A 16,941-nucleotide genomic window follows, 5' to 3' on the forward strand; every position below is an offset into this window, starting at 1 on the left:
GAGGCAGAGCATCAGGCGTTTTTCGCTGCTGCAGCTGCTTTAACGATCACCGCGAAAGCATCTGCTTTCAGTGATGCGCCGCCAACCAGCGCACCGTCGATGTCCGGCTGAGCAAACAGTTCAGCGGCGTTCTTGTCGTTAACAGAACCGCCGTACTGAATGATAACCTGAGCGGCAACGGCTTCATCTTTTTTGGCAATATGGCCACGAATGAATTTGTGAACCGCCTGGGCCTGAGCTGGAGTCGCCGATTTACCGGTACCGATCGCCCATACTGGCTCGTAAGCAATAACCACACCGTTGAACGCGTCCGCGCCCTGGGTGTTCAGCACCGCGTCGATCTGACGTGCGCAGACTTCTTCGGTTTTACCCGCTTCGTTTTCTGCTTCGGTTTCACCGATGCACAGCACAGGGATCAGACCGGCTGCTTTCAGCACGGCAAACTGCTCAGCCACGAACTCGTCGCTCTCTTTGTGGTAAGTACGACGCTCAGAGTGGCCGATAATGATGTATTTCGCGCCAACGTCTTTCAGCATGTCGGCAGAAATTTCACCGGTAAACGCACCAGACAGGTTCACACCCACATTCTGCGCGCCAAGGGCGATATGGCTGCCAGAAATAGCGTGTTTCGCCAGATCCAGATACATCACCGGAGGGGCAATGGCTACGCCGCAGCCGTCAACATTGCTCAGCTCTGTACGCAGGCCGGCAATCAGTTCGTTGACCATATGCTTGCTGCCGTTCAGTTTCCAGTTACCCATTACTAACGGATGTCGCATTATATCCTCCACGCTTAGCGCGATGCTGTTAAATTACCCTGCCTTGGCAGCGTTGTCTGCCAGACAGTATAGAGATCAAAAACACGAAAGGCTTTGCTTTTCGTCATCTTTGCGGACGGTCAGTTGGTGGCCAGCGCGAGTTTAATCGGCTCGATGGCGAAGGTCAGACCCTTGTCGCCATTGTCCGCCACGATGTAGCGCACCGCGCCCTCATCCTGAGTGTAATAGCGCGATCCTTTCCCTTTGCTCAGCACATCATCTAGCCGTTTCAGGCTTTGCGCTTCGTTAAGCGTCGGCTCGAAAAAACGCTCCATGGCGGCCATGTACGCACGGGCTTTATCCTGCGCTTCCTTCTGATCCGGACCGGGAACCGGTAGCCAGGTTATCTGTAACGTTTTGATCTTACCGGTCCCTTGCTCAAGGGCGGTCGACGCGTACAGATTTTCATTGATCTTGCTGGCGGCGCGGGTCAAATTACTTTTGTCCCCACGGTTGTCGATGGCGCGATATTCAGCAATCTGTAACGTTGGGTAGATAGCATTATACTTTTCGCGAAACTGGCCGATAGTCATATCAAAGGTGGGCGATCCCGCCTGAAGATAAGGCGCGGCAGGCAGGTGTTCAGTACGATCCTGCGCAACAGGGGCGTCGTCTGCTCTGGCCGCCGTAAGCGTTAGCAGTAACGTGATGCCCAGAAAAATCGCTTTATTCATACCGTCAGCCCTAACCAATAAATTCAGCTCAAGATTAGAACGGACAATGACCGGCAAAGTCAAAGCCTGACGCTGTTCTGGGGGATAAAAATGACCTTACAAGCGTGGTGTTTTTCCTGGCGGGGCCGAATAGGACGCCGGGATCTGTGGGTCTGGCTGACGCTGTGGCTGGCACTGATGGTGGTGCTGTTCTGGCTGGCCGACCGGGGATTTATGTCGACACAATCTGCGGCTTTTTGCGTGGTTTGTCTGCTATGGCCGACCGGTGCGGTGGTGGTGAAACGCCTGCACGATCGCAATAAAACCGGCTACTGGGCGCTGCTGTTGGTGGTTGCCTGGGTATTACTGGCGCGTGACTGGGATATGTTACCGGCCAACTGGCAGTGGGCGTTGGGATGCTTTATTCCAACCCTGATCCTGGTGACCATGACGCTGGAACTCGGCACCTTTCGCGGCACGCCGGGCGAGAACCGCTTTGGTAAAGCGGCCAGCCCGGTGAACTATTTACGTCGCAGGGCGCCTGATTACCAGTAATGCTCGGCGGTCATATGGCCGGGCTTACGTTTCAGGTGCTTGCGCATCTCGCGGGTCTCTTTCAACAGCTGTTGGGTGTCTCTGACCATTTGCGGATTGCCGCACAGCATGACGTGGCTGTCTTCAGCATTCATTGGCAGGCCAACGGCGGATTCCAGCTCACCGCTCTCAATCAGCGCCGGGACGCGGCCGGTCAGTGAACCGGTAATCTCTTCGCGGCTGACCACGGTCTGGATGCGTAACTGGCCGTTGTAACGCTGCTGTAGCTGCTGCATCAGCGGCAGGTAGCTCAGATCCTGGGCATAGCGGGCGGCATGAACCAGCACGATATTCTCAAAGCGCGCCAGGCCTTTGCCTTCCTGCAAAATCGACAGGTAGGGACCGATGGCGGTGCCGGTTGCCAGCATCCACAGCGTTTTGCATTCCGGGACTTCATCCACGACAAAAAAACCGGCCGATTCTTTGGTGATCATCACTTCGTCGCCGGGCTTCAGGGCATGCAGGCGCGGGCTGAGTTTGCCTTCCGGCACGGTGACCAGATAGAACTCCAGATTGTTATCGCTCGGGGCATTAACAAAGGAGTAAGCCCGCTGTACGCGCTCTCCGTCAATTTCCAGCGCCAGCTTGGCAAACTGACCGGCAGTAAACGGGTCGATGGGGGCGGTAACGATCAGACTGAATAAACTGTCGGTAAAATCGTTCACCTGTTTGATGCTGGCGTTAACCCATTCGGCCATAAATAACTCCTTTATTCGGGGGTAAGGGCAAGGTGGCGTAGCGGTATCTTCTCCACTCAGCGGCTGATTTTCCAGTGTCAGTCGGTGACAAAGCTCGTATCGACAAATTGTCCGCACCTGTAAACACTATAACGTACAGATAGATTTACGCTGCTGCCTGCTTTCTCTGACAGTGGATGCCTGACCATTTTCAGCCTGCCTCTCGCTTTGTCATCGAATCCTGATATTTTCCCCGGCATAACACTCCCTCCTGCTGGCGTTATTGCTGAATTAAGTGAGTAACGCCGATAAATGTGCTGACTGAAATGAGAAAAATTGAAAACGGGCATCTGTTGCTGATGCTGATCGCGCTGGTGGCTGTGGGGCAGATGGCGCAGACCATCTATGTCCCGGCGATGGCGACCATTGCCGAGGCGTTTAACGTCCGGGATGGCGCGGTACAACGGGTGATGGCGGCGTACCTGATGACCTATGGCGGCTCCCAGCTGTTGTATGGGCCGTTGTCCGACAATATCGGCCGCCGCCCGGTGATCCTCGCCGGTCTGGCGATTTTCTGCGTGGGTACCCTGGTGGCGCTCAATGCGGCCACCTTCGATCTGCTGGTGCTCGGCAGCGCGATTCAGGGACTGGGCACCGGCGTAGCGGGCGTGATGGCCCGAACCATGCCGCGCGATTTGTATGCCGGCAGCACATTAAGGCTGGCAAACAGCCTGCTGAATATGGGTATCCTGGTCAGCCCGCTGGTGGCACCGGTGATTGGCGCGCTGCTGACGCATCTGTTTGGCTGGCAGGCCTGTTTTGCTTTCCTGCTGCTGCTGTGTTTCTGCGTAGGTACCGCGATGCTGCGCTGGTTACCGGAGACGCGTCCCGCACCGGTTGAGAAACGCCGGTTATTTTCGCGCTATCGCCCGCTGCTGGCGGATGGCACCTTTATTCGCTACCTGATTATGCTGATGGGGGCGTTGGGCGGCATCGCGGTGTTTGAGGCCAGCTGTGGCGTGTTGATGGGCGGCGTGTTGGGCCTGAACAGCTTGACCGTCAGCCTGCTGTTTATTCTGCCAATCCCGGCGGCCTTCTTTGGTGCCTGGTTTGCCGGGCGCGATAACCGACCTTTCCCGCAGTTGATGTGGTGGTCAGTGAACAGCTGCCTGCTGGCCGGGGCGTTGATGTGGATCCCCGGCTGGTTTGGGGTGATGACCATCTGGACGCTGATCGTGCCGGCGGCGGTGTTCTTCTTTGGGGCCGGGATGCTGTTTCCGCTGGCAACAACCGGTGCCATGGAACCCTGGCCTTATATGGCCGGGACCGCGGGGGCGTTGTTAGGAGGATTGCAGAATCTGGGATCGGGTCTGGCTGCATGGCTTTCCGCCCTGTTGCCGCAGACCGGGCAGTTCAGCCTGGGTATGCTGATGTCGGCGATGGCGCTGCTGATCCTGCTGTGCTGGCTGCCGCTTTCCCGCCGTCCGGAGCCGATGGCGGTTTAATCGCGACCGCCCATAAAAAACGGCCCCGCCAGCAACACTGCTGCCGGGGCCGTTTTTAGTTGTCCACAGAATCGGACAACTCAGGCGTTACAGAATAAACGGGTGCAGATTTTCATCTTTGCGATCGAGGTAGTGAATCGACTGAATACGGCGAATGGTGCGGGATTTGCCGCGAACCAGCAGCGTTTCAGTGGTCGCGATATTGCCGTTGCGGGTGATGCCCTTCAGCAGGTCGCCGCTGGTGATGCCGGTTGCCGAGAAAATCACGTTATCGTTACGCGCCATCTCGTCCAGACGTAAAACCTTGCCGGCTTCGATGCCCATTTCCTGACAGCGTTTCAGCTCCTGCTCGCCGAGCGCGCGGTTCTCCGGCGTGTCGCCTTTGACATCATGACGCGCCAGCAGGCGGCCTTGCATATCGCCATCCATCGCCCGGATCACCGCCGCCGAGATCACGCCTTCAGGTGCGCCGCCGATGCCGTACATCACATCCACTTCACTGTCTGGCATACAGGTCAGGATCGATGCCGCAACATCGCCATCGGGAATGGCAAAAATCCGCACGCCAAGCTGCTGTAGCTGGGCAATCACGGCATCGTGACGGGGCTTCGCCAGAATGGTGACGGTCAGTTCAGACAGCGGCTTGCGCAGCGCCTCAGCGACGCGCTTCAGATTCTCTTCGAGTGGCAAAGCCAGATCGATTGCGCCTTTCGCGCCGGGCCCGACAATCAGTTTTTCCATATACATATCGGGCGCATTCAGGAAGGTGCCCTTATCGCCAACCGCCAGCACCGCCAGCGCATTAGGCTGGCCCATCGCGGTCATGCGGGTGCCTTCAATCGGATCGACGGCGATATCTACCGCATCACCCTCGCCGCTGCCGACCTTCTCGCCGATATATAACATCGGGGCTTCATCAATCTCGCCCTCGCCAATGACGATCTGGCCGTCAATGTTCACTTTGTTCAGCATGATGCGCATGGCGTGGACGGCAGCACCGTCTGCGGCGTTTTTGTCACCGCGTCCCAGCCACTTGTAGCCTGCCAGAGCAGCGGCTTCCGTTACGCGTGAAAATTCAATGGCGAGTTCTCGTTTCATGATTGGCCTCGGGAAATGTTGAGGCGGAAAGTTTATCACAGCGGGGAAGCGGGGGAGGGGGAAAAGCCCGTAGCCGGGAGGCCACGGGCAATTTTCAGACTTACGAGTCGTCCTGATCTTCCCACGCCTGGGCGCGAGAAACGGCTTTTTTCCAGCCGGCATAGAGGTAGTTACGCTGAGTGGTTTCGATGCTTGGGCGGAACTCACGCTCAATCACCGCTTTTTCACGCACTTCATCCAGATCTGACCAGAAACCGACGGCCAGGCCAGCCAGGTACGCTGAACCTAACGCGGTCACTTCCAGCACTTCAGGGCGCTCAACACGCGTACCCAGAATGTCGGACTGGAACTGCATCAGGAAGTTGTTGGCAACCGCACCACCATCCACACGCAGAGACTGCAGGCGGGTATTGGCATCGATCTGCATTGCTTCCAACACGTCACGCGTCTGATAAGCAATCGACTCCAGCGTGGCACGGATGATGTGGTTAGCATTCGCACCGCGCGTCAGGCCGAAGATCGCGCCACGGGCATACGGGTCCCAGTAAGGAGCACCCAGACCGGTAAAGGCAGGCACCATATAAACGCCGTTGCTGTCCTTCACCTTAGTCGCAAAGTACTCGGAGTCGGTTGCATCGCCGATCAGTTTCATCTCATCGCGCAGCCACTGGATAGAGGCACCGCCGATAAATACCGCGCCTTCCAGTGCGTAGTTCACTTCACCGCGTGGGCCACAGGCGATGGTGGTCAACAGGCCGTTGGTTGAGGTCACCGCTTCGGTACCGGTGTTCATTAACATAAAGCAGCCGGTGCCGTAGGTATTTTTTGCCATACCCGGCTGAACACACATCTGGCCGTACAGCGCCGCCTGCTGGTCACCGGCGATACCGGCGATTGGAATACGCGTACCGCCTTTACCACCAATGTTGGTCTGGCCGTACACTTCAGAAGACGATTTCACTTCTGGCAGCATTTCACGCGGGATATCGAGGATATCCAACATGCGCTGATCCCACTCCAGCTTGTGGATGTTAAACATCATGGTACGCGAGGCGTTGGTGTAATCGGTGATGTGCACCCGTCCCTGCGTCATTTTCCACACTAGCCAGGAGTCAACCGTACCGAACAGCAGCTCGCCACGTTTCGCACGATCGCGTGAGCCTTCCACGTGGTCGAGGATCCACTTCACCTTGGTACCGGAGAAGTAAGGATTAATCACCAGGCCGGTGGTGTGCTGGATATACTCTTCCAGCCCTTCTTTTTTCAGTTTTGCACAGTAGTCAGCGGTGCGCGGATCCTGCCAGACGATAGCGTTGTAGATCGGCTTGCCGGTCTCTTTGTCCCAGATAATGGTGGTTTCACGCTGGTTGGTGATACCGATCGCGGCAATCTCGTCTGAACGAATATCGGCATGCGCCAGCACTTCTACCAGCGTGGAGCTCTGGGAAGCCCAGATATCCATCGGGTCATGCTCAACCCAGCCGGGCTTAGGATAAATTTGCTGAAATTCGCGCTGGGAGACGGCAACGATGTTGGAGTCATGATCCAGGATCACGGCACGAGAGCTGGTCGTCCCCTGATCGAGCGCGACAATGTATTTTTTTTCTATGGTCATAATTCATTCCTGATGGTGTAAAGGGTTAGCACTTACGCTTTACGCTGCTCAGCACGCGCTATCGTCTTCTCGTCTTTCTTTACTACAGCTGCGCCAGGCAGGTTACGGGCAATCAGATAGCGATAGCCAACTGCGCCCAGGCTGGCACCCACAATCGGTCCAAAGATCGGCACGAGGAAATACGGGATATCACGGCCACCGGTAAAGGCGACGTTACCCCAACCCGCAAGCCAGGCAAAGAGTTTCGGTCCGAAATCACGCGCCGGGTTCAGTGCGAAGCCGGTCAGTGGACCCATTGAGCCACCGATTACCGCAATCAGCAGGCCAATCAGCAGCGGAGCCATCGGACCGCGAGGCAGGCCGTTACCGTCATCGGTCAGCGCCATAATCAGGCCCATCATCACCGCGGTGATCACCGCTTCAACCAGGAAGGCCTGGCCAACGCCGATGTGCGGATTTGGATAGGTGGAGAAGATCCCAGCCAAATCGAGGCTCTCGATACTGCCGCGCACCATCTGATGCGATTGCTCGTAATCAAAGAACAGATTGTAGTAGAGACCGTAAACCAGTGCGGCGGAGCAGAAGGCACCGGCGATTTGTGCCAGAATGTACGGCACAACTTTACGGCGTTCGAAATTGGCGAACAGGCAGAGTGCAATGGTCACTGCAGGATTCAGATGCGCGCCGGAGATAGCGGCGCTGAGGTAGATGGCCATCGCAACGGCAATCCCCCAGATAATACTGATTTCCCACTGACCAAAACTTGCACCAGCCAGTTTCATGGCGGCGACACAGCCGGCACCAAAGAAGATAATGGTGGCGACACCAAGGAATTCGGCGATGCACTGCCCTTTGAGCGTGCTTGTTGCTGTCTGACTCATGATGACATTTCCTGAAGGCGAGGTTTAATGTTGTACTTCGTTTTTTTCTCACTCCCTGAGCCGCCCAAATCTTATGTAGGGCTGATGTAAATTTATCGTTAACGAGCATAAACGAGAAATAGCGAAATCAAAAGTTGTGTGCTGTGTCATAAAAATGAGCGTTTTCGCGTCTTTTTGCTTTCCTGAAACAACATTTCAATTTTCCATTTGGTGATTTTTATCCCAAATCGTTAACATTAGCCCCGCAAATACTGCGGGTAATGTTGCAGATTCCAGGTCTATGCTGAAAATTGTTACAGTCTGCACCCTGTGCGGGTTCGCTACTGGACTTGGGGCGCGGGTCTACTTACAATCGGGGAAGCGTTGTTATCCGTGGAATCCCGGCTTATCCCCTCATGATCTGCGGCTGGCAACATCAACGCCTGGCGATTTGGAGAGGTCTTTTACAATGTCATTTGAAGTGTTCGAGAAACTGGAAGCGAAAGTACAACAGGCGATTGATACCATCACCCTGTTACAGATGGAAATTGAAGAGCTGAAAGAGCAGAACAACAACCTGAATCAGCAGGTTCAGCAGGCTGCAGGGAATAGCGAATCAGTGGTGCGTGAGAACCAGCACCTGAAAGAAGAGCAGCTTGTCTGGCAGGAGCGTTTGCGCGCCCTGTTGGGAAAAATGGAAGAAGTCTGATTTAACGGTCAGCAGAGAAACGGGTGCCAGTGGCACCCGTTTTTTTTATTCGATATCGAGCGGATCTTCGGAAAGGATAATGCCAGTGTTGTCGGCGTAGAGATGATCGCCGGAGAAGAAAGTGACGCCACCGAAGTTGACGCGAATATCGCTCTCGCCAATGCCTTCACCCGCAGCACCGACCGGAATGGCAGCAATCGCCTGAATGCCAATATCCAGCTCTTCCAGATCGTCAACCTGACGTACGGAACCGTACACCACAATGCCTTCCCATTCGTTCTGCAGTGCCAGCCTGGCCAGCGCCGCATCAATCAGCGCACGACGCACTGAACCGCCGCCATCAACCAGCAGCACACGACCTCGCCCGTTTTCCTCCAGCAGATCGTACAACAGCCCGTTGTCCTCGAAACATTTTACCGTGATGATTTGCCCGCCAAACGACGTACGGCCACCGAAGTTTGAAAAGAGCGGTTCAACGACGTTCACATCTTCGTGATAGATGTCGCAGAGTTCAGAAGTATCATATTTCATAAGGGTTTCGTCTGTTTGCCACAGGAACTCTAAGTATATCGCTTTCTCGCCGCTGTTGGCAAAATCATCAATTGTTAAAAGTTGCGATGAGTCAAACACATCGCAGTTAATTGAGGACCAGCCCGAGCGAGAAAAGCAGGTTGAGTAACAGGGCGGATTTCACGGTTTTCGCCAGCATAGGACGCATGGCAACGGCGGAAGGCTGCTGCGTAATGTAGCGGGCCTGTCTGAACAGCAACGGTGCGGAGAGCAGGAATAACCAGCCGGCGAGATTCAGCGAAGTGAGCAGGGCAAAAACCGCGCAGCACAGCACGGCCGCGGTGAGGATTAGCTGATGATAGCGCCTGGCGCCACTCGCCCCTAAGCGCACCGCCAGGGTAAACTTGCCATGCTGCTGGTCGCTTTCAATATCGCGCATGTTATTGACGTTAAGCACCGCGACCGCCATCAGCCCACAGGCTGTGGCAGGTAACAGCAGTAGCAGGGAGAGTTGATGGGCCTGAAGATAGTAGCTGCCCATTACCCCAAGCCAGCCGAAGAAAATTAATACCGACGCATCGCCCAATCCTAAATAGCCATAGGGTTTCTTGCCGACGGTGTAAGCGATGGCGGCGACGATCGCCACCGCGCCCAGCGCAATAAAGCCCAAAAAATCGTTTACCGACTGGCAGGCGCGGATCACCAGCGCGACGCCGGATATCATCGTCAAGGCCACGGTGAGGATCAGGGCACTGCGCATCTGCTTCTGACTAATCGCCCCTTTTTGCATGCCCCGCAGTGGCCCGATGCGGGCCGGCGTGTCGCTGCCTTTCAGGGCATCACCATAGTCATTTGCCAGGTTGGACAGAATTTGCAGCAGGGCGGTGGTGAGCAGTGCCAGCGCGGCGGTGCCCGCATTAAAATGTCCCTGCCACCAGGCCAGCGCGGAACCGGTCATCACCGAGGCACAGGCCAGCGGCAGCGTGCGCAAACGCAGGCTTTCCAGCCAGGCGCGGGAAGAAGATATTGCGGTCATCGGGTGCAGATTATCCGTCATAGCGGCAGGTCCTGGCTGAGGGAAGACGTCGCGCTATGGTAGCGTCTGCGACGGGCCAGAGAGTTATTCCACGTCAAGGATGCAACTGCCGGGAAGGGATTTCAGGCAATAAAAAAGGAGGCCGAAGCCTCCTGATGTGTCGATTTTCGCCGCGCGGTTACAGAATAAAGCGGCTCAAATCTTCGTCTGCGACCAGCTCGTCCAGATGCTTTCCAACATACTCGGCATCAATGGTAAACGACTGACCGTTGAGGTCGCTGGCGTCATAGGAGATATCTTCCATCAGACGCTCCAGCACCGTATGCAGACGGCGCGCACCGATGTTCTCGGCGGTTTCATTCACCTGCCACGCGGCGGCGGCAATCTTGCTGATGCCGTCTTCGGTGAAGTGAATATCCACGCCTTCGGTTTTCATCAGCGCTTTGTACTGCACGGTCACGGAGGCACTCGGCTCGGTCAGAATGCGCTCGAAATCATGGGTGGTCAGTGCCTGCAGCTCAACGCGGATTGGCAGACGACCCTGCAGTTCCGGGATCAGGTCTGACGGGCTGGCAACCTGGAACGCACCCGACGCGATAAACAGAATGTGGTCTGTTTTCACCATGCCGTGCTTGGTGGATACGGTGCAGCCTTCCACCAGTGGCAGCAGGTCGCGCTGTACGCCTTCGCGGGAAACGTCCGGGCCGGAGCTTTCGCCACGCTTACAGACTTTGTCGATTTCATCGATAAAGACGATACCGTGCTGCTCAACCGCGTCGATCGCTTCCTGCTTCAGCTCTTCCGGATTGACCAGTTTGGCGGCTTCTTCTTCAATCAGCAGCTTCATCGCTTCCTGAATTTTCAGCTTACGCGGCTTCTGCTTCTGGTTACCCAGGTTCTGGAACATCGACTGCAGCTGATTGGTCATCTCTTCCATGCCCGGAGGCGACATGATTTCAACGCCCATCGATGAAGAGGCCAGATCGATCTCAATCTCTTTGTCGTTCAACTGGCCTTCACGCAGTTTTTTGCGGAAAGACTGACGGGCGGCAGACGGTGCGGCTTCCGCTTCAGACTGGCCCCAGTTGTTCTTGGCCGGTGGGATCAGCACGTCCAGAATGCGTTCTTCCGCCATCTCTTCAGCGCGGTAACGATTTTTTTCAATCGCCTGAGAACGCACCATCTTCAGTGCAGAATCGGTCAGGTCGCGGATGATGGAATCCACTTCTTTACCGACATAACCCACTTCGGTGAATTTGGTCGCTTCGACTTTGATAAACGGCGCGTTGGCGAGTTTTGCCAGACGGCGGGCAATTTCTGTTTTACCCACACCGGTCGGGCCGATCATCAGAATGTTTTTTGGCGTCACTTCGTGGCGCAGCTCTTCGTCGAGCTGCATACGACGCCAGCGGTTACGCAAGGCGATCGCCACGGCGCGCTTGGCATTATCCTGGCCAATGATAAATCTGTTCAGTTCGCTGACGATCTCGCGCGGAGTCATTTCGGACATAGTTGGGATCCTTACGCTTTAGACGGTAATGCTTCGATGGTGAGGTTGTGGTTGGTATAGATGCAGATGTCGCCTGCAATACCCAGCGCTTTTTCAACGATGTCACGTGCGCCGATTTCGGTGTTTTCCAACAGCGCACGGGCAGCAGCCTGCGCGTAAGGACCACCAGAACCAATGGCAATTAAATCGTTTTCCGGCTGAATGACGTCGCCATTACCGGTAATAATCAGGGAGGCATTTTCATCGGCTACCGCCAGCAGCGCTTCAAGCTTGCGCAGCATACGGTCGGTACGCCAGTCTTTCGCTAACTCAACGGCCGCTTTCACCAGGTGGCCCTGATGCATTTCCAGCTTACGTTCGAAGAGTTCAAATAGCGTAAAGGCATCTGCGGTCCCACCAGCAAAACCGGCAATGACTTTGTCGTTATAGAGACGACGCACTTTTTTGACGTTGCCTTTCATTACGGTGTTGCCGAGGGTAGCCTGGCCATCACCGCCAATTACTACCTGGCCGTTGCGTCGTACACTTACAATTGTTGTCACGGGCAGACCCCTTGTTGCAGTCAGAAGATGTCCCCGCAGTTCACCTGCGGGGCATTGATGCAACCAGATATGGGGCGGCTTTAAGGGGTTTCAACCCCCGGAGGCGAGAGGAATACAATTTGAATGGCCCGATCCGCGCAGACGTTTCAGCGTGCTGTCAGCCGAAGAACGGCTGTTGTACGGGCCGATCACTACGCGATTCCAGCCACCGCCGGTCGTGATTCGGCTTTCAAATCCTTCGAAGGCCAGCTGTGCACGAATCGACTCTGCCTGGTCGGTCCCTTTGAACGAACCACACTGCACCATCCAGTGCTGAGACTTCTCGGCCTCTTTCGGTTTGCTCTCCGTTTTCGGCTGCTGAGCGGTTTGTGCCGGTGCCTGCGCTGGCGCAGCCTGCTGCTGCTTAACCGGCTCACGTACTGCCGGCTCACGCACTGCCGGCGTTGCCCGGGTCACCGGCGCGACAGGTGCCTGACGAGGCGCCTGTTGCTGCTGTTGCTGCTGTGGCATCCGTGACTGCTGCTGTAACTGGCTCTGCTGCTGTTGACGCTGCAACGTTTGCTGACGCTGTGCCGGGGTCTGTTCGTTCCACGGCACCTCATTCAGCTGCGTTGGCTGCTGGCGCATATCAGACTGCATCTGCTCCAGCAGCTGGCGCTGTTCGTCGGTGAGCTGGGTTTTGGATTGCACTTCGCCACCTGATGACGGTTCAACAGGTGAGGGAACGGTAATCTGACGGTTTTCCAGCTCTTTGATATAACGCCAGCGCTCTTCCGGTTTAGGCGGAAGGCCGTTACCCACGGCTTTGTGCGCGGGGATTTCCGGCGTCTCTTCTTTTTTATGATGGGCAATAAACCACAGTCCGCCGACGAACGTCACCAGCACGGCAACGGCAAGCACAACCATAATTTTTGAAACTCCTGAACCACCACCACTGCGCTTTTTAGTGCGACTGTTGGTCTTCTTGCGACGCGTCCCTGTCGAACGCCCGCGGCCTACGTAATCTTTTTGTGCCACTAATCGTTCCGCTAATATTCAATGAAAGGTGAGGCCGGACCAAAGCTGACGCGCCCGGCTATCAGCCCGTCATGTTACTTAAGGGCCGGAAGTTTGACCAGCGGGGATCCCTGTAAGAATCCACTGAATCTTGTTTTTGCGTCTGTGGTGACGGAAATAGTGAGCTTTTCAGACTTTTTCCCGCAGGGAAGGCGCGGTACTGCCGCGAATTTTCAGTTCAAAATCTAACAGGCGGGAACCGCTGTTAACGGTTTTGCCCTGCAGCTGTTCGAGTAACAGCAACATCGCTTCCCGACCGATATTAAACCTCGGCTGGGCAACGGTGGTCAGTTGCGGGTCGCTGTAACGGGACAGTTCGATATCATCGAAGCCAATCAGCGATAAATCCTGAGGCACGCGTAACCCCATGATTTTGGCCTGCGACATCGCGCCTAGCGCCATGATGTCACTGTGACAGAACAGCGCGTCCGGCGGCTTAGGCAGCGTCATCAGATGTTTCATCGCCCGCGAACCGGCATCGAAGGTAAAGTCGCCGCGCACAATGTAGTGTGGATCGACCGCCAGGCCATTGCGGCGTAACGCCTGGATGTAGCCCTGCAGACGATACTGGCACAGCGGCATATCCTGCGGACCGGCAATACAGGCAATGCGACTGTGGCCGAGTTTTAGCAGATGATTAACCGCTTCGAAGGCCGCGGTCAGGTTATCGATATGCACGGTTGGCAGCTCAAGCTCAGGCGCAAATTCATTGGCCATCACCATTGGCGGAAGATTGCGCTGCTCTTCAATCCCGGTGTCGAAAGGCACCTGTGAACCCAACAGCACCATGCCATCGATTTGACGGGTCATCACCAGGTTGAGAAAGGATTTTTCCTGCTTGTTCTGATGAGCGCAGTCGCCGATCAGTACCAGATAGCCCTGATCGGCCGCGACCACTTCAATGCCGCGGATCATCTCACTAAAGAAGGGATCACAGATGTCAGGGACGATCACCAGGATCGTACGGGATTCGCTGCGTTTGGCACTACGGGCCATCGCGTGAGGGGAGTAACCAACGGCAAGCACCGCTTTTTCGACTTTTTTGCGCGTGGCGGCAGAGACCTTTTCCGGGTTCATCAGGGCGCGCGAAACGGTCGCCGTTGATACGCCTGCTTCTTCAGCCACGTCCTTCATGGTCGCGCCTGTTGTCTCTTGATTGTGCTCCAACGCTTTTCTCCTCACGCCAGCCTGAGCTGACCTGACACTTGGGGACGATTCTAATTATAAGTAGCCGCGAGAGGTCATTTTGCAGGCCAGACACTCATGTTTATCAGATGCGGCGACAGGCTGTTACTTAATTTGCATAAAAATTGTGACTTGTGCGACTTTTTTCGATGTTACTCGCACCCGTAAGACGATTTAGCCTTCTGTAGGATCCACATCCAGCGTCCATTTCACTTTTCGCGCCTGCGGCAAGGTGCCAATCAGCGGCAGTGAATTTTTAATTAACCGCTGTAATACGGCGCGTGACGGATGCTGTAACAGTAACTGCCAACGGAAGCGGCCACCGCGCTTAGGTTGCAGTGCCGGAACCGGCCCCATCACCCAAAACGCCTCATCTTTTAACGGGCTGGCTTCCAGCAAATTACGCAGCTGCTGTAAGAACAGCGCAGACTGCTGATTATCATGGTCTTCGGAGCGGAACAGCGCATGGCTGGTAAACGGCGGCAGGAACACGGTTTTGCGCTCGACCAGCGCCTGCTGGGCAAAGGCATCGTAGCCCTGATGCAGCAAGGTTTGCAGCAGCGGGTGCTCAGGATGGTGCGTCTGCAGCATCACTTCTCCTTGCTTACCCGCACGGCCTGCGCGTCCGGCCACCTGAGTGTAAAGCTGGGCGAAGCGCTCGGCTGAACGGAAGTCGGCGGAAAACAGCGCGCCATCCACATCCAGCAACGACACCAGCGTCACATCCGGGAAGTGGTGACCTTTGGCCAGCATCTGCGTGCCGACCAGAATGCGCGCGCCGCCCCGATGCACATCCGCCAGATGCTGTTCCAGCGCCCCTTTGCGGCTGGTGGTATCACGATCGATGCGCGACAGCGGAACGTCAGGGAACTGCTCGCTGAGATTGTGTTCGAGCTGCTCGGTTCCCAGCCCGACCGGCACCAGGTTGGTCGATCCGCACTGCGGGCATTGATGGGGCACCGGACGCTGGCTGTCGCAATGGTGGCAGCGCAGCTGGCGATGGTGCTGGTGCAGCGTGTAGTAGCGATCGCAACGCTGACACTCGGCAATCCAGCCGCATTCATGGCACAGCATGGCGGGAGAGAAACCGCGACGGTTCAGGAACAACAGCACCTGATTGTCCGCTTTGAGGTGCTGACTGATTTTTTTGATCAGCATCGGCGACAGTCCGCCCTGCAATTTCACCCCTTTCAGGTCGATCAGCTGTTGCGTCGCCTGTCGGGCGTTACCGGCACGTTTGTTGAGGTTGAGCTGGCGGTATTTGCCCATCTGCACGTTGTGCAGCGTTTCCAGCGCGGGCGTCGCGGTGCCCATCACAATCGGAATATCTTCCTGTCGTGCGCGGAACACGGCCAGATCGCGAGCCTGATAACGCCAGCCTTCCTGCTGCTTATAGGAGCTGTCGTGCTCTTCATCAATGATGATCACCCCAAGCCGTGCGAAGGGCGTGAACAGCGCAGAGCGCGTGCCGATAACAATCGCCGTTTCACCCTGACGGGCGCGCAGCCAGACGGCCAGGCGTTCGCCGTCGTTCAGGGCGGAGTGCAGCACGTCGACCGGTGCGTTAAATCTTTCCCGAAAGCGGGCGATGGTTTGCGGCGTCAGCCCGATTTCAGGCACCAGTACCAGCGCCTGACCGCCGTTCGCCAGCACATTCTCCAGCACGCTGAGATAGACTTCTGTTTTACCGGAACCGGTGATCCCGGCCAGCAGCCAGGCGGCAAAATGATCGTCTTCGCTGCGGATCGCGCCCACGGCGGTGGCCTGTTCGGTATTCAACCTTAACCGCTCGCCTTTCACCGCATAGTCGGTGCGCCAGTCCTGCTGAGCCCGTGGCTGCGCGCGCAGATCGCACAGGCCTTTCGCCCGCAGCGCCTGCAGCGTGGCGTCGGTAATATCGTGCTGGCTGACTTCGTGGCGATAGAGCGGGCGCTGACGCAGCGCGGCGAGCGCCTGCTGCTGCTTCGGCGCACGCTTCAGGCTTTCCGGGGCCGTTTCTTTCCCTGACTCGCTGAGGAACCATTGATAGATCGGCGCGTCCTGCGCGGGTTTCCCCTGTCGCAGCAGCACCGGCATGGCGTGAAACAGCACTTCGCCCAGCGGATAGTGATAATAGTCGGCGGCCCACAGCAGAATGCGCCACAGCGCCGGCGGATAGAGTGACGCCTCGTCCAACACTTCATGCACGGCTTTTAGCTGATCCAACGGGAAATCGCTGGTTTCAGACGTGCCGACCACCACGCCAATCGCCTTGCGCTTGCCAAAAGGCACGCTGACGCGCGCGCCGGCTACCGGTAACGGCAGATGAGCGGGTAACGCATAGTCAAAATTGCGGGCAAGCGGGACGGGTAGCGCGACCTGAACAACGGGCATGAAATCATCCGGATGAAATTATGAGCGAGATAGTGTACACTGTGTCTTCCGTAATGTGCGGATTCGATTGCAGCAGACGTTACCTTTCTGTATAGTTTGCCGCCGTTGATACGGCATTATTGGTATCAAAACACCTGTTATTATTAATCCGCGTGTGGTGCCGGTGCAGGAATAATCCTGGCACGGGAGAGCGACACGGC

16 protein-coding genes are annotated in these 16,941 nt (G+C 56.3%); 3 read left to right on the plus strand and 13 right to left on the minus strand.

Going from position 1 to position 16,941, the window contains the following annotated elements:
- Window positions 1-11: 11 nt before the first annotated feature.
- Both tpiA and EBC_RS02110 read right to left on the minus strand, forming a co-directional pair.
- The gene (gene tpiA, locus EBC_RS02105; protein ID WP_013200182.1) at window positions 12-779 is read right to left on the minus strand and encodes a triose-phosphate isomerase; all 768 of its coding nucleotides are present in this window, start codon (window positions 777-779) and stop codon (window positions 12-14) included.
- A gap of 119 nt (window positions 780-898) precedes the next feature.
- On the minus strand, window positions 899-1,492 hold the full coding sequence (locus tag EBC_RS02110) for a DUF1454 family protein (RefSeq protein ID WP_013200183.1): 594 nt from the start codon (window positions 1,490-1,492) through the stop codon (window positions 899-901).
- Between the two features lie 90 nt (window positions 1,493-1,582).
- Between EBC_RS02110 and EBC_RS02115 the strand changes: the two genes are divergently transcribed.
- On the plus strand, window positions 1,583-2,026 hold the full coding sequence (locus tag EBC_RS02115) for a DUF805 domain-containing protein (protein ID WP_013200184.1): 444 nt from the start codon (window positions 1,583-1,585) through the stop codon (window positions 2,024-2,026).
- Here EBC_RS02115 and fpr read toward each other — a convergent pair.
- Entirely contained in the window at window positions 2,017-2,763 is a 747-nt protein-coding gene (fpr, locus tag EBC_RS02120; protein ID WP_013200185.1) for a ferredoxin--NADP(+) reductase, read from the minus strand. The genes EBC_RS02115 and fpr overlap by 10 nt on opposite strands.
- Window positions 2,764-3,068: 305 nt before the next feature.
- Between fpr and emrD the strand changes: the two genes are divergently transcribed.
- Window positions 3,069-4,247: a multidrug efflux MFS transporter EmrD gene (emrD, locus tag EBC_RS02125; protein ID WP_013200186.1), complete on the plus strand. Its 1,179-nt coding sequence runs from the start codon at window positions 3,069-3,071 to the stop codon at window positions 4,245-4,247.
- Window positions 4,248-4,334: 87 nt separating this feature from the next.
- On the opposite strand, the gene glpX is transcribed toward emrD, so the two are convergent.
- The 3 genes from glpX to EBC_RS02140 form a co-directional block, all read right to left on the minus strand.
- Entirely contained in the window at window positions 4,335-5,345 is a 1,011-nt protein-coding gene (gene glpX / locus EBC_RS02130; RefSeq protein WP_013200187.1) for a class II fructose-bisphosphatase, read from the minus strand.
- A gap of 100 nt (window positions 5,346-5,445) precedes the next feature.
- Window positions 5,446-6,960 (minus strand): glycerol kinase GlpK, encoded by a 1,515-nt coding sequence (gene glpK / locus EBC_RS02135; RefSeq protein WP_013200188.1) that lies wholly within the window; start codon window positions 6,958-6,960, stop codon window positions 5,446-5,448.
- A gap of 32 nt (window positions 6,961-6,992) precedes the next feature.
- A complete protein-coding gene (locus tag EBC_RS02140) occupies window positions 6,993-7,841 on the minus strand; it encodes an MIP/aquaporin family protein (RefSeq protein WP_013200189.1) in 849 nt (282 codons plus the stop codon).
- A 448-nt stretch (window positions 7,842-8,289) separates the two neighbouring features.
- On the opposite strand from EBC_RS02140, the gene zapB reads away from it, so the two are divergent.
- Window positions 8,290-8,529 carry a cell division protein ZapB gene (gene zapB / locus EBC_RS02145; protein ID WP_013200190.1) on the plus strand — a complete coding sequence of 80 codons (240 nt, stop codon included), beginning with the start codon at window positions 8,290-8,292 and terminating at the stop codon, window positions 8,527-8,529.
- 45 nt (window positions 8,530-8,574) lie between these two features.
- Here zapB and rraA read toward each other — a convergent pair whose 3' ends face one another.
- The 7 genes from rraA to priA all read right to left on the minus strand — a co-directional run bounded on the left by rraA (window position 8,575) and on the right by priA (window position 16,741).
- Window positions 8,575-9,060: a ribonuclease E activity regulator RraA gene (gene rraA, locus EBC_RS02150; protein WP_013200191.1), complete on the minus strand. Its 486-nt coding sequence runs from the start codon at window positions 9,058-9,060 to the stop codon at window positions 8,575-8,577.
- A 106-nt stretch (window positions 9,061-9,166) separates the two neighbouring features.
- A complete protein-coding gene (locus tag EBC_RS02155; RefSeq protein ID WP_013200192.1) occupies window positions 9,167-10,096 on the minus strand; it encodes a 1,4-dihydroxy-2-naphthoate polyprenyltransferase in 930 nt (309 codons plus the stop codon).
- A 157-nt stretch (window positions 10,097-10,253) separates the two neighbouring features.
- Window positions 10,254-11,585 carry an HslU--HslV peptidase ATPase subunit gene (gene hslU / locus EBC_RS02160; protein ID WP_013200193.1) on the minus strand — a complete coding sequence of 444 codons (1,332 nt, stop codon included), beginning with the start codon at window positions 11,583-11,585 and terminating at the stop codon, window positions 10,254-10,256.
- 11 nt (window positions 11,586-11,596) lie between these two features.
- The gene (gene hslV, locus EBC_RS02165) at window positions 11,597-12,127 is read right to left on the minus strand and encodes an ATP-dependent protease subunit HslV (RefSeq protein WP_013200194.1); all 531 of its coding nucleotides are present in this window, start codon (window positions 12,125-12,127) and stop codon (window positions 11,597-11,599) included.
- Window positions 12,128-12,217: 90 nt separating this feature from the next.
- Window positions 12,218-13,144 carry a cell division protein FtsN gene (gene ftsN / locus EBC_RS02170; RefSeq protein WP_041691851.1) on the minus strand — a complete coding sequence of 309 codons (927 nt, stop codon included), beginning with the start codon at window positions 13,142-13,144 and terminating at the stop codon, window positions 12,218-12,220.
- A gap of 168 nt (window positions 13,145-13,312) precedes the next feature.
- On the minus strand, window positions 13,313-14,350 hold the full coding sequence (gene cytR / locus EBC_RS02175) for a DNA-binding transcriptional regulator CytR (protein WP_013200196.1): 1,038 nt from the start codon (window positions 14,348-14,350) through the stop codon (window positions 13,313-13,315).
- A 192-nt stretch (window positions 14,351-14,542) separates the two neighbouring features.
- Complete coding sequence (priA, locus tag EBC_RS02180) at window positions 14,543-16,741, minus strand: primosomal protein N' (RefSeq protein WP_013200197.1); 2,199 nt, start codon at window positions 16,739-16,741, stop codon at window positions 14,543-14,545.
- Window positions 16,742-16,941 lie beyond the last annotated feature (200 nt).

It is taken from the genome of Erwinia billingiae Eb661 (assembly GCF_000196615.1).
Classification (GTDB): Bacteria; Pseudomonadota; Gammaproteobacteria; order Enterobacterales; family Enterobacteriaceae; genus Erwinia; species Erwinia billingiae.

Coding starts and splice junctions, on each gene's coding strand:
- tpiA (WP_013200182.1), bottom strand. CDS start 779: ATGCGACATCCGTTAGTAATGGGTAACTGGAAACTGAACGGCAGCAAG.
- EBC_RS02110 (WP_013200183.1), bottom strand. CDS start 1,492: ATGAATAAAGCGATTTTTCTGGGCATCACGTTACTGCTAACGCTTACG.
- EBC_RS02115 (WP_013200184.1), top strand. CDS start 1,583: ATGACCTTACAAGCGTGGTGTTTTTCCTGGCGGGGCCGAATAGGACGC.
- fpr (WP_013200185.1), bottom strand. CDS start 2,763: ATGGCCGAATGGGTTAACGCCAGCATCAAACAGGTGAACGATTTTACC.
- emrD (WP_013200186.1), top strand. CDS start 3,069: ATGAGAAAAATTGAAAACGGGCATCTGTTGCTGATGCTGATCGCGCTG.
- glpX (WP_013200187.1), bottom strand. CDS start 5,345: ATGAAACGAGAACTCGCCATTGAATTTTCACGCGTAACGGAAGCCGCT.
- glpK (WP_013200188.1), bottom strand. CDS start 6,960: ATGACCATAGAAAAAAAATACATTGTCGCGCTCGATCAGGGGACGACC.
- EBC_RS02140 (WP_013200189.1), bottom strand. CDS start 7,841: ATGAGTCAGACAGCAACAAGCACGCTCAAAGGGCAGTGCATCGCCGAA.
- zapB (WP_013200190.1), top strand. CDS start 8,290: ATGTCATTTGAAGTGTTCGAGAAACTGGAAGCGAAAGTACAACAGGCG.
- rraA (WP_013200191.1), bottom strand. CDS start 9,060: ATGAAATATGATACTTCTGAACTCTGCGACATCTATCACGAAGATGTG.
- EBC_RS02155 (WP_013200192.1), bottom strand. CDS start 10,096: ATGACGGATAATCTGCACCCGATGACCGCAATATCTTCTTCCCGCGCC.
- hslU (WP_013200193.1), bottom strand. CDS start 11,585: ATGTCCGAAATGACTCCGCGCGAGATCGTCAGCGAACTGAACAGATTT.
- priA (WP_013200197.1), bottom strand. CDS start 16,741: ATGCCCGTTGTTCAGGTCGCGCTACCCGTCCCGCTTGCCCGCAATTTT.